The sequence below is a fragment of the Campylobacter concisus genome, assembly GCF_002912895.1.
Taxonomy (GTDB): Bacteria; Campylobacterota; Campylobacteria; order Campylobacterales; family Campylobacteraceae; genus Campylobacter_A; species Campylobacter_A concisus_G.
Window position 1 is genome coordinate 1 of sequence record NZ_POZX01000025.1, and the last position, 11,090, is coordinate 11,090.

Here is an 11,090-nt window from a genome sequence, read left to right on the forward strand (position 1 = left end):
AATATTTGTAATACACATCCAAAATAAAAATTTAAATTAAAGCAATCCATGGAAATAGCTTAAAGACAAAGTGGTGGCTATGTTTTATGCAGTCTAGGTTCTATTTATATTTAATAGGTAAAAGCACAACAGACAAAAAATTAAACTACTTGCTGATAAATATTTTTCTGAAATATTATTTTGAGAGAATATCTAGCTACATAAAAGTAGCTAGATAAGGAAAAATTTCTAAAAATTTTAGATTTTTAAAAGCTCAGCCTCTTTCTCTTTTACAAGAGTATCGATTTTTGCAGTGTAGGTGTCAGTTATCTTTTGAACCTCATCCTGTCCCTTTTTGCTCTCGTCCTCAGTTATAGCTTTTTCTTTTTCAAGTTTTTTTACTTCATCATTTGCATCTTTTCTTACGTTTCTTATACTAACTTTGGCTTTTTCTCCCATTGATTTTGCATGTTTTGCATTTTCTTGGCGTTGCTCGACGGTCATAGGTGGAAAAAATAGCTTGACACTCTCACCATCACTATTTGGATTGACGCCGATATTTGCTGCTTGGATAGCTGATGATATGGCTTTTATCATGCTCTTTTCCCAAGGCGTGATAGTGATAGTTGAAGCGTCGCTTGTAAGCACAGTGGCTACTTGGTTGAGCGGGGTTGGCGAGCCGTAATAATCAACCATTACGTGATCTACGATATTAATGTTTACCTTGCCCGTTCTAAGCGTTGTAAAGTCACGTTTTAATGAAGCTATTGCCTTCTCGCAGCCTTCTTTTTGTGTTTCGTAAATTTTATTTAGCATTGATATCCTTTATTAGAAGTTTTGTACTTCGTTGATGATCTACTTTTAGAGATATTAAAACTTTGCGTTTATCGAGTGGTGGGTTAAATTTACACTCAAAAACACCATTTGTCATAGGTACCTTTTTAAAGCCATTAAAGCCAGTCATGAAAAAACTACCTTCGCTAGCATTTGTATCAGTTTTTATAATGAGTTTGTCTATTGCATTATTTTGTGGATAGCTATCCGGAAATATCCACCGGGCATTTAAAAATTTGCTATTAAAAGTTAGTGCTATTTTGGTACCATTCATTACTGGTGTTCTATAAAGATCGTAAACATCACTCTTGTCTGAAACCGCACCTGAGTTTTGATTTAAAAGCGCTAAAAAACCAAATTCTTTTGCAAGTTTTACGACTCGACTATCGATCTCACCATAAGGTACTGCAAAGAATTTTGGCTTATAGCCCATATGTTTTTCAAAGGTCTCAACGCCCTTTTGAAAGTCCTCCCTTAATGCCTCATCGCTAAGTTTTGTCATCCTTGGATGAGCGTACGAGTGGTACCCAATCTCGCCATAAGCCTCAAGTTCTTTAATCTGATCAAAATCTAAATAATCACCATATTTGTTCGCGCTTGCCCCTACATAGACCATCAAAGCAAATGGGTAGTTATACTCTTTAAATACGCTAAGAGCGTTATTGTAAAAGCTTTTGTATCCATCATCAACGGTGATAACGATCCAGTTATCAGGGATCGGCTCGCCAGCGTTTACAGCATCGACTAACTTTGAAAGTTTAACGACTTCATAGCCATTATTTTTGAAATATTCAAACTGCTCTCTTAAATTTTTAATAGAAATATCAGTGCTTGTATGTCTTGGATCATCAAAGCGATGATAGACTAAAATATGAGCATCTGCTAAAGCAAATGTTAGCGCCAAGAATGACGCTAAAAGTGTTTTTATCATTGTTATTTTGCTGGAGTTTGTGGTGCACTAGGAGCTGATGGTACGTCGTTTGACTTTGGTATGACTAGAGATTTACTATCGACGCTATCAACGATAGAGCGTTTTAGATCTTTATTGTAGAAGTATCCAAGTGCAAGTGTATTTAAGATAAATAAAATACCTACAATAAAAGTAAATTTAGCTAAAAATCCAGCTGGTCCTTTTGCTCCAAAAAGACTCTCGTTACTTCCGCTATATGCCCCAAGTCCGATAGATGAGCTTTTTTGAAGTAAAACAGCGATAGTTATGATGACAGCTAGAGCAAACTGTAAGATCAAAAATATTAAACTCACGAAATTTCCTTTAAATTTTTAAAAATAATTGGTTGCGATTATACAAGAAAAGATTTAAATTTTTAGTTAAAGTTCTTTTTCAAGCTCATAAAGCTCATATCTTATGCCTTTAAAAAGCTCGGCTTGTTCTAAATTTACGAGCTTAAAGCACTCTTCAAGTACGCGAGCGCTTTCCTGTGCGCGTTTGAAATTTGCAGTGACGATCTCGTCCAAATTTGATCTTATTTGCTCGCTTTTTGTGCTAGTTTTCAAAACGTCGTTTTGTGAATTTCTAAATTTTAAAAATTTTTTTTGTGGTATCTTTGCTTTGTGGCGGAGGGATTTTATTTTGTAGGAGAGCTTAGCGTCATCAAAGACATATCTTTTTATATCTTCAACGACACGAAGCCCTTCTTTTAGCCTATTTAGATTCGCATCTATTACTCGGTAGATGCGCTCATCTTTAGTCATTTCTATTAAAAATTCCTAAAATTTGTAGTAATGATGTAAATAGATTTACAAAATCAAGATACAAAGCAACTGCGCCTTCAACTGGAGTTTCGTAGTTTCCACGGATAATGTTTTGCGTATCAAAAAGTATATATGCGCTAAATAGGATCGATGAAATACTTGCGATTACAAGTTGAAACATTGTACTTTTAACGAAAATATTGATAATAGCTGCTGCAACAATAACAATTAAGGTTATGAACAACATTTTACCCATTGTTGTAAAGTCGCGTTTTGTATTCATTGCAAAGACACTTAACGCACCAAAAGCAACTGTTGTTAGCCCAAATGCTTGAGCTACAATACCAGCTCCACTTGGCATGGCAAGGATCGCTGAAAGTAGCGGAGTTAACGTAAGGCCGCTTATAAAAGTAAATGCAAACAGAAGTATTAAATTTAATCCCTCTTTACGTTTAGCTGCCATTAAGCCAAAAAGTAGTGCAAACTCGACTATAACAAGTCCCCAGAACAAAAATCTATTTGCCGCAAAAACACTAGCAATGCTAATACCTACATAAGCACCAGCTGTTGCTGAAAGTAGTGATGCTGCAAAAAGTTGATAAGTTTGTTTTATAAAAGTGCTTAGTGAGCTTTGAGAATACGCAAGTTCTTCTTGATTTTGTTTTGCGTAGTTCCTATCATACAGACTCATTTTATCTCCTTATGAATTTTTGAATGAGTTTAGCCTAAAATAATTAAACAATGAATAAAAAGAATTTTAACAAATTATATTAGTTAAAAATTTATATGTTAAAGTATTTTTTAGATTAAATAAAAGTTGCTATAATCGCGTAAAAATATAAAAAATGGAGATAAATTTCTATGGATGACTCGCTACTTGAAGGTGCGGTAAAATTTATGGAAGATGGCTTTTTAGAGCATGAAGAGCTCTTTAAAAGTCTACAAAATAGACAAGACCCACATACCCTTTTTATATCCTGTGTTGATTCAAGAGTAGTACCGAATTTGATAACAAACTGCCTTCCGGGAGAGCTTTTTATGGTGCGAAATATCGCAAACATTGTGCCACCTTATAGAGTGAGCGAAGAGTTTTTGGCAACGACTTCTGCTATCGAATATGCATTAGAGCTTTTAAATATCAAAAATATCATTATTTGCGGGCACTCTGACTGTGGCGGATGTGCAGCGCTTTATATGGATGAAAAAAAGCTCAAAACTACGCCAAATGTTAGAAATTGGATAAAGCTAATAGAGCCGATCAAGCGAGAAGTGCTTAAATTTACAAGCGACGATCCAGCAAAGATGGCGTGGCTAACTGAGAGATTAAATGTGATAAATTCAATCGAAAATATAATGACCTATCCAAATGTAAAAGAGGAGTATGAAAGAGGAAATCTTCAAATTTATGGCTGGCACTACATTATAGAAACCGGTGAAATTTTCAGCTACGATTTAAAAGAGGGCACATTCAAACTTTTAGCGGATAAAAGGAGTGAAAATGCGTAAATTTCTAGCCATTATCCTGCTTTGCTTTACCTTTGTTTTTGCGGCTGAGAGTAACAAAACTCAAGAAGAAGACATAATAAGCATAACAAATCAAATCCAAACCCTAAACAGCCAGATAAAAATTTTAAAAGCACAGCAAAAAGATACGAATAACTCAAAGGCTGACAACTCAAATTTAGCCAGCCTTCACAAAAAAAAGAGCGATCTTTTAGAAAAGATACCAAACTATATCATGCAGATCGAATTAACCCAAAGCGATATCAATAAATTTAATCTGCAAAAAGAAGTGCTAGAAAAAAAGGTAGCTAGACTAGAGAAGCAGTCAAACAAAGATGCCTACATCCAAAGTGCCATCGAGCTTGAGAAGATGAAGGTTGATTCTGCTTATTACTCAGCGCTTGTCAGCCTTGAAGAGATCTTTAAAAAGGGCGCGAAGTCAAATTCTATAAAAGATGTGATAGATAATGGGCTTTTAAATTTACAGACAAATTCTTATGTAAGCATAAAAGATCTAAAAGACTCACTAAATGACACTTCAGGCTCTTACGATAACGCGTTTTTAGACCTTGAGCTAAAAAAAGAGAGCGAAGAAGAAATTTTAACCTACCTTAAAAATAACGCCGATCTTCTAAGCTCAAGCATGCTCTTATCTGAGCTAAATTTAGTCGATGCAGTCGAGTACATAAACAAAACAATAGCCATAAATTCAAGCAAATTTAACATCGGCAAGATCGTTGTTATCGTTGCGATATTTTTATTTTTCGTCTCGCTAACTAGAATTTTAGCCAAACTAACCTACTGGCTAATGTCACTCGTCGCTTCAGGCGAAGTGGTAAAAGAGGCTAAAAATCAAATCGTTGATATCGTGAAAAAGCCGATCTCAGCACTTCTTATCATCTATGCGCTAAATATCTGTATCGGCATTGGATTTTACCCAGTGCCAGTGCCTCTAACGGTAGCAAATATCTTTTCGATCGTCTATATAGTTGCATTTTCATGGCTTGTTTTAACCATCCTAAATGGTTATGGCATAGTAATAATCGACAAGATCGCGCAAAAAAGCAAGCGTAAAGAGGTGATAAACCTAGCACTGAAAGTCATCTACGTGATCGTGCTAATCATCACACTTTTACTGATCCTTCAAAAGCTTGGCTTTGATATCTCAGCGCTCATTGCCTCACTTGGTATCGGTGGTCTTGCTGTTGCATTTGCTGCAAAAGACATCATCGCAAACTTCTTTGCCTCTGTTATGATGCTCTTTGACAACTCATTTTCGCAAGGAGACTGGATAGTTTGTGGCGACATCGAGGGCACTGTCGTTGAGATAGGATTTAGAAAAACGACTGTTAGAAGCTTTGATAACGCCCTTATCTTCGTGCCAAACTCAAAGCTAGCTAGCGATCCTGTTAGAAACTGGAGCAGAAGAAAAGTCGGTAGACGCATAAGAATGGTTATCGGCATCGAGTATGGACCAACTACAGAAGAGATCAAAAAATGTGTAGATGACATAAAAACTATGTTGATAAATCATCCAGATATTGCTAAAAGCGAGGATATAACAGCCAAGAAAAAAGGGCTAAAATATAGACAAAGTATAGTTTCGGTTGATGATTATGCTGGATATAAATCAAATTTATTTGTCGTGGTTGATGATTTTGCAGATAGCTCAATAAATATCTTAGTTTATTGTTTTGCAAAGACTATCGTTTGGGGAGAGTTTTTAGATGTCAAGCAAGATGTAATGCTAAAGATTATGGATATTTTAAAGCAAAATGGTCTAAATTTCGCATTCCCAAGCCAAAGCTTGTATATCGAAAGTGTCAAAGATAAAATTTAAGGAGAAAACAATGAGTGATGATTTTGACTATGAAGAGGTAGAAGAAGACTACTCTGAATTTAATGACGATGATGACGATAGTAGTGATAGTTATGACTATAATTACGATGAAAATGACTACAACTACGAAGATAGTGACGAGGATGAGGATAGTTACGACTCTTATTAGAATGACTTAATGAAATTTAATGGAATAAATTTACAGGGAGTTTTGTTTGACACACGATTTTGTAGATCAAAGTAGTTATAAAGCGATCGATGATATCTATAAAACGATATTAGACGTTATGATAGCTGCAAATGCACTATCTTTGTTGCTTTTTATTATCATAGCTACACCACTACTTTTTATGTGCTTATTTTTTATAGCAGCTGGAATATTGCTTAGAATAAAATTTGACATAAAATATAGAGTATTAATATCCCTAGCATTTCACCTAAATATCATATTGCTTGTTACTATTATTGTTACTACTATGGGTTGGAATACTGGAATTTGGATAATACTTGTTGGTGTAATTTTTATAAACTACTTCCTAGCGTTTGATTCAAAGAGTCTTACTTATATAATGGCATTTTTAGAATTAATCTTGCTTATACTTCTTTATTTTATTCACAAAGATGAGGCACCGCTGATCCCATCTGCTATACGAGGGGCGATAGTCGTGTGCAGTATTGTTTTTGCTTTTTTTATTGTTTTAAGACTTTCAATGTTTGCAGATGTTATCACGTCTAGTGGATATCAGCAAATAAGAAAAGAGACAGAAGAGCTTGAAAAGGACTCAAAGCATGATTTTTTAACGCAGCTTTTAAATAGAAGAACAATAGAAAAAACTTTAAGATTTGAACTAGTTGCTAATAAGGAAAGAAGTGGTAATACAAATTTAGTCATAATGCTAGGCGATATTGATAATTTTAAAAAAATAAACGATACATACGGGCATGACTGTGGCGACGAGGTCTTAAAAGATGTAGCTAGCGCTTTAAAGAAATCATTTAGAAGTAAAGACTATGTTTGCCGCTGGGGCGGAGAAGAATTTTTGATAATCTTGCCCGATACAAAGATAGAATTTATCCACGAAGTGAGCAAAAGGCTTAAAAAACAGATAAACAACGCAAAACTTCCAGATAAAACTCCAGTTACTATGACCTTTGGCATGCTAATATGTGCAAATGGTATTGAGGTGAATTTTGAGCAAGCCATAACTTTAGTAGATAAGCTGCTTTATGAAGGAAAGCTAAATGGCAAAGACCGCATCGAATTAGAAATTTTAAAAAAGGGCTTGGATGCGTAGAATTTCACTCTATACGGCTCAAAAAATTATCATATTTTCAATATTATTAACTCACGTCTGTTATTTTTTTATTTTTTTATTTATGAAAGAAGAAATTCTAGCAGTTACGAATGTATTTTCAGTAGCAACCTATCTTTTTCTTTTAAGGCTTATTTACGATAGCCCTGAAAATAACAAGATAACAATGCTGATAGTCCAGCTTGAAATTTTATTTCATGCATTAGTTTGTATGCTGACACTTGGATGGGGATATGGATTTGGGTTATTGTTTTTAGCGTCGTCACTAATACTATTTTTTACTTCATTTACCTATAAATTTTTTAACTACATAATAGTTGCAGTGCAAATAATTTTATCTATAGTCTGCTATGTATATTTAGACGGACAGCCTGTAAAAGATTTTGGCGGTTTTAAAGATCTACTTTTTGTTTTTAACTTAAGTATGGTTTGCGTATTCTCGGTTATTGTTTCGTACCTTTTGGAAAGCTCAAATTTATTTATATTTTTAAGCATCTTAGAGGAAAAAGAGATGGCTGAAAATATATTAAATCACGATCCATTAACAGGGCTTTTAAATCGTACTTCGATGCAGAAAATTTTAAGTCAAAACGATCTATATAAAAATAGGGACTTTGCTATCGTTATGTGTGATATTGATAATTTTAAAAAAATAAACGATACTTATGGACACGGTGCAGGAGATGCTGTTTTAAAAAGCTTATCAGGCATATTTAAAAACACATTTAGAGATAAAGATAGAGTAGCTAGATTTGGCGGAGAAGAATTTTTAGCAGTCGTCTTGGGCGTAAAAAAAGATGCAGCTGTAAGTATCGTAGAGCGTGTTAGAGAGAGCTTGAGTAAAAATATAGTTGAGTTTGAAAACATAAAGATCAACGCAACTATGACTTTTGGAGTAGTTGCTCATGATGGTACGGGAGAATTTAGCTTAGAAAAGATGATAAAACAAGCTGATAATCTACTTTATGCTGGTAAGCGAAATGGTAAAAATATCGTTATGAGTGCGGATTACGATCCAAAAGGATAAATTTAGAGGCAAGAGCCTCTAAATTTTAATGTCCATACATTAGGTTTGGCAACCAAAGTGAAATTTGCGGTATATATGTAACCAAGATAAGACCAAAGAAGAGAGTCAGCGTCCACGGCAAGCACGCCATGATGACCTCTTTTAAGTTCATATTTGTAAGACCGCTTGCGACAAATAAATTTAGTCCAACAGGCGGAGTCACCATACCTATCTCCATATTTACAACTAAGATAATGCCAAAATGTATCGGGTCTATGCCAAGTTGCGTTGAAATCGGAAGCAATAGTGGCACCATGATCATGATGACGCTTGAAGGCTCCATAAACTGACCCATGATAAAGAGCAAGATATTTACAAATATCAAAAATCCTATCATACCGATATTTGCGTCAAGTATCATTGATGCGATCGCTTGAGGGATCTGTTCGCTAGTTAGCAAATATGCAAAAACAACGGCGTTTGCGATGATGAAAAATATCATAGCTGTTGTAAGGGCTGAGTCTAGGCAGATATCCCAAAGGTCTTTTATCTTTATATCTCTATAGATAAAAAGCGAGATAAATAACGCATAGACCGCGCTTGCCGCAGCAGCTTCAGTTGGAGTAAAAATTCCTCCATAAATTCCGCCGATGACCACAACAACGATCAAAAGAGCCCAAAATGCTTTTGCAAATTTCTGCACTCTTACTTTAAGCGGCTCAGCCTTAGTCGCTTTAAATCCAAGCTTTTTTGCACCTACATAGGTCTGCACGAGCATAAAAGCGCCAAGCATAAGACCAGGCACAACGCCTGCCATAAAAAGCTTGCCAATACTTACCTCAGCTGTTACACCATAAACTATCATAACAACTGAAGGTGGGATCAAAATTCCAAGTGAGCCAGCCGTAGTTATACCGCCTACTGCGTACTCTTTTGGATAGCCAGCCTCTTTTATAGCTGCAAACATAATTGAGCCAATGGCTACAACCGTCGCAGGCGAGCTTCCAGAGACCGCTGCAAAGATGATGCAGGCAAATATCGCACTCATAGGCAAGCCACCTGGCAAGTGTCCGACCATAGACTTTGCAAAGTCGATGATACGCCTTGCTGAGCCGCCTTTACTTAGTAAATTTCCAGCCAAGATAAACATCGGTATCGCCATTAGCGAAAATTTATTGATACCATCAAATATGAGCTGCGGGATCGTAGCGATGTCTATGTCTGTAAAAAATATCATCGTCAAAACGGTGCTTGTGCCTAGCGAAACCGCGACTGGCACGCCTATTAGCATCAGTGCAAAAAGCAGGATAAATAAAAATGCTATTGTCATCTTTTTCTCCTTAGTCTTTGACTACGCTACCATGAGCTAGCTCGTGCGCTTCGTTGCTTACGACCTTTGCTGCTGGAGTTAGAGCTACTTTGATAGCTTTTTCAGCAGAGCGGTAGCTAGCTGTGACGAAGGCTATTGGAAGCACTAGCATAGGGACCCATTGAGGTATGCCAAGGTCTATTATCATCTGCTCGATCTCGTGCAAAATTTTGAGATAATCAATCGAATAAACTGCGATAAATATCAAAAAGACAGTTGTTAAGATGTGTGAAAAGAGCAGGCATGCTTTCGCGAGCGCTGGTGGAAATTTTTCCACCAAAATAGTTACACTGACGTGAATGCCCTTATTAAAGCCGTATGCCGCGGCAAAAAACGCCGACCAGATAAAAAGATAGTTTGATAGCTCGCTTGCCCAAGACCAGCTTTTATCGAAAAAATATCTAGCCATAACATTTGCAAAGGCTAGCAATGTTCCACTTGCGAGCCCAACTACTGCGATAGTTTTATTTAGTGAGGCTATCGCTATATCAAGGACATTAAAAAAACTCTTCATTATTTTGTCCCAAGAGTCTTTTCTATGAGGTCTTTACCGATAACATCATAAAATTTAGGATAGATTGATTGCATAACCTTCTGCCACTCAGCCTTTTGTGTATCATCTATCTTATAAATTTCTAGTTTTTTACTAGCAGCGATGTATTTTTCAAGCTCAGCTATGACGTGAGCGTCCTCTTTTGCTGTCTCTTCTCTCTCGAAAGCTGTTGCTTCGCTTAGAGCTTGTTTTACATTTGCTTTTAGATCATCTGGTAGCTTGCTCCAAAATTTATCACTCATAACGACTAAATAGCCCAAATATCCATGACTTGAAAGTGTAAGCGAGCTTTGAACTTCGTGAAATTTTGAGTTATAGAAATTTGAAAGTGGGTTTTCTGTCGCATCAACTACGCCTTGTTGAAGTGCAGAGTAAACCTCTGAAAATGGCAGAACTTGTGGGTTGCCACCAACTACTTTGATCTGTTCTTCAAGTACCTTTGAGCTTTGGATTCTAAATTTTTGTCCTTTTGCATCTTCTGGCACAAGAACTGGTTTTTTGCTTGAGCTAAAATGCTTAAATCCAGCATCCCAGTAATCAAGCGCCACAAAGCCCTTCTTAGTCACAAGGCCTTTTAGCTCCTCGCCGACCTCTCCATCTTGGACCTTATGAAGGTGCTCTGCATCTTTAAAGATGAAAGGCAGGTCAAATAGCTGAAACTGCGGCACGATAGGTGTAAATTTAGAAAAACTAGGAGCTGCCATTTGGACGTTGCCAAGCTTTAGCGCACCAAAAACTCTATCATCATCAAGTAGCTGAGCTGATGGGAAGACTTGAACTTTTAGTTTACCGCCACTTAGCTCCTCGGCACGTTTAGCAAAAAAGTCAGCCGCCTTGCCCTTTGGCGTAGAAGCTGCAACAACGTGAGCAAATTTGATCGTATAGACCTTGTCTGCACCAAATGCTAAGCCACTGATGGCACAAGTGAAAAGTAAAGCTTGTAAGAATTTCATCTTTTATCCTTTGTAATGGTTTTGTTA

At 36.3% G+C, this 11,090-nt stretch carries 13 protein-coding genes; 5 read left to right on the forward strand and 8 right to left on the reverse strand.

Features of this window, described 5'->3' with window-relative positions; translation table 11 throughout:
- Positions 1–237 precede the first annotated feature (237 nt).
- The 5 genes from frr to CYP51_RS03130 form a co-directional block, all read right to left on the reverse strand.
- Entirely contained in the window at positions 238–795 is a 558-nt protein-coding gene (gene frr, locus CYP51_RS03110) for a ribosome recycling factor (protein ID WP_103624343.1), read from the reverse strand.
- Positions 785–1,744, reverse strand: a complete 960-nt coding sequence (locus CYP51_RS03115; RefSeq protein WP_103624344.1) for a polysaccharide deacetylase family protein — start codon at positions 1,742–1,744, stop codon at positions 785–787. Before CYP51_RS03115 ends, frr begins: the two co-directional genes overlap by 11 nt.
- Positions 1,745–1,746: 2 nt before the next feature.
- Complete coding sequence (gene secG / locus CYP51_RS03120) at positions 1,747–2,076, reverse strand: preprotein translocase subunit SecG (protein WP_021091090.1); 330 nt, start codon at positions 2,074–2,076, stop codon at positions 1,747–1,749.
- A 66-nt stretch (positions 2,077–2,142) separates the two neighbouring features.
- A complete protein-coding gene (locus CYP51_RS03125; RefSeq protein ID WP_103624345.1) occupies positions 2,143–2,526 on the reverse strand; it encodes a thiamine-phosphate pyrophosphorylase in 384 nt (127 codons plus the stop codon).
- Entirely contained in the window at positions 2,519–3,217 is a 699-nt protein-coding gene (locus CYP51_RS03130; protein WP_103600672.1) for a Bax inhibitor-1/YccA family protein, read from the reverse strand. Before CYP51_RS03130 ends, CYP51_RS03125 begins: the two co-directional genes overlap by 8 nt.
- A 170-nt stretch (positions 3,218–3,387) precedes the next feature.
- On the opposite strand from CYP51_RS03130, the gene CYP51_RS03135 reads away from it, so the two are divergent.
- Genes CYP51_RS03135 through CYP51_RS03150 form a run of 5 tightly spaced genes read left to right on the forward strand, consistent with a single transcriptional unit; the run spans position 3,388 to position 8,209 of the window.
- Positions 3,388–4,032 carry a carbonic anhydrase gene (locus CYP51_RS03135; protein ID WP_054197295.1) on the forward strand — a complete coding sequence of 215 codons (645 nt, stop codon included), beginning with the start codon at positions 3,388–3,390 and terminating at the stop codon, positions 4,030–4,032.
- Positions 4,025–5,869 carry a mechanosensitive ion channel family protein gene (locus CYP51_RS03140; protein ID WP_103624346.1) on the forward strand — a complete coding sequence of 615 codons (1,845 nt, stop codon included), beginning with the start codon at positions 4,025–4,027 and terminating at the stop codon, positions 5,867–5,869. Before CYP51_RS03135 ends, CYP51_RS03140 begins: the two co-directional genes overlap by 8 nt.
- Positions 5,870–5,879: 10 nt before the next feature.
- Positions 5,880–6,038, forward strand: coding sequence for a hypothetical protein (locus CYP51_RS09765; protein WP_054197293.1), 159 nt, complete (start codon positions 5,880–5,882; stop codon positions 6,036–6,038).
- Positions 6,039–6,084: 46 nt separating this feature from the next.
- On the forward strand, positions 6,085–7,164 hold the full coding sequence (locus CYP51_RS03145; RefSeq protein WP_258032777.1) for a GGDEF domain-containing protein: 1,080 nt from the start codon (positions 6,085–6,087) through the stop codon (positions 7,162–7,164).
- A complete protein-coding gene (locus CYP51_RS03150; RefSeq protein ID WP_103624347.1) occupies positions 7,157–8,209 on the forward strand; it encodes a GGDEF domain-containing protein in 1,053 nt (350 codons plus the stop codon). Before CYP51_RS03145 ends, CYP51_RS03150 begins: the two co-directional genes overlap by 8 nt.
- Before the next feature lie 25 nt (positions 8,210–8,234).
- Here CYP51_RS03150 and CYP51_RS03155 read toward each other — a convergent pair whose 3' ends face one another.
- The 3 genes from CYP51_RS03155 to CYP51_RS03165 are packed head-to-tail and all read right to left on the reverse strand — an operon-like array spanning position 8,235 to position 11,063.
- The gene (locus CYP51_RS03155) at positions 8,235–9,518 is read right to left on the reverse strand and encodes a TRAP transporter large permease (RefSeq protein ID WP_103624348.1); all 1,284 of its coding nucleotides are present in this window, start codon (positions 9,516–9,518) and stop codon (positions 8,235–8,237) included.
- Positions 9,519–9,528: 10 nt separating this feature from the next.
- Positions 9,529–10,071, reverse strand: coding sequence for a TRAP transporter small permease (locus tag CYP51_RS03160; RefSeq protein ID WP_054197290.1), 543 nt, complete (start codon positions 10,069–10,071; stop codon positions 9,529–9,531).
- Positions 10,071–11,063 carry a DctP family TRAP transporter solute-binding subunit gene (locus CYP51_RS03165; protein ID WP_054197289.1) on the reverse strand — a complete coding sequence of 331 codons (993 nt, stop codon included), beginning with the start codon at positions 11,061–11,063 and terminating at the stop codon, positions 10,071–10,073. Before CYP51_RS03165 ends, CYP51_RS03160 begins: the two co-directional genes overlap by 1 nt.
- Between the last annotated feature and the right edge of the window lie 27 nt (positions 11,064–11,090).

Coding starts and splice junctions, on each gene's coding strand:
- frr (WP_103624343.1), bottom strand. CDS start 795: ATGCTAAATAAAATTTACGAAACACAAAAAGAAGGCTGCGAGAAGGCA.
- CYP51_RS03115 (WP_103624344.1), bottom strand. CDS start 1,744: ATGATAAAAACACTTTTAGCGTCATTCTTGGCGCTAACATTTGCTTTA.
- CYP51_RS03125 (WP_103624345.1), bottom strand. CDS start 2,526: ATGACTAAAGATGAGCGCATCTACCGAGTAATAGATGCGAATCTAAAT.
- CYP51_RS03130 (WP_103600672.1), bottom strand. CDS start 3,217: ATGAGTCTGTATGATAGGAACTACGCAAAACAAAATCAAGAAGAACTT.
- CYP51_RS03135 (WP_054197295.1), top strand. CDS start 3,388: ATGGATGACTCGCTACTTGAAGGTGCGGTAAAATTTATGGAAGATGGC.
- CYP51_RS03140 (WP_103624346.1), top strand. CDS start 4,025: ATGCGTAAATTTCTAGCCATTATCCTGCTTTGCTTTACCTTTGTTTTT.
- CYP51_RS09765 (WP_054197293.1), top strand. CDS start 5,880: ATGAGTGATGATTTTGACTATGAAGAGGTAGAAGAAGACTACTCTGAA.
- CYP51_RS03150 (WP_103624347.1), top strand. CDS start 7,157: ATGCGTAGAATTTCACTCTATACGGCTCAAAAAATTATCATATTTTCA.
- CYP51_RS03155 (WP_103624348.1), bottom strand. CDS start 9,518: ATGACAATAGCATTTTTATTTATCCTGCTTTTTGCACTGATGCTAATA.
- CYP51_RS03160 (WP_054197290.1), bottom strand. CDS start 10,071: ATGAAGAGTTTTTTTAATGTCCTTGATATAGCGATAGCCTCACTAAAT.
- CYP51_RS03165 (WP_054197289.1), bottom strand. CDS start 11,063: ATGAAATTCTTACAAGCTTTACTTTTCACTTGTGCCATCAGTGGCTTA.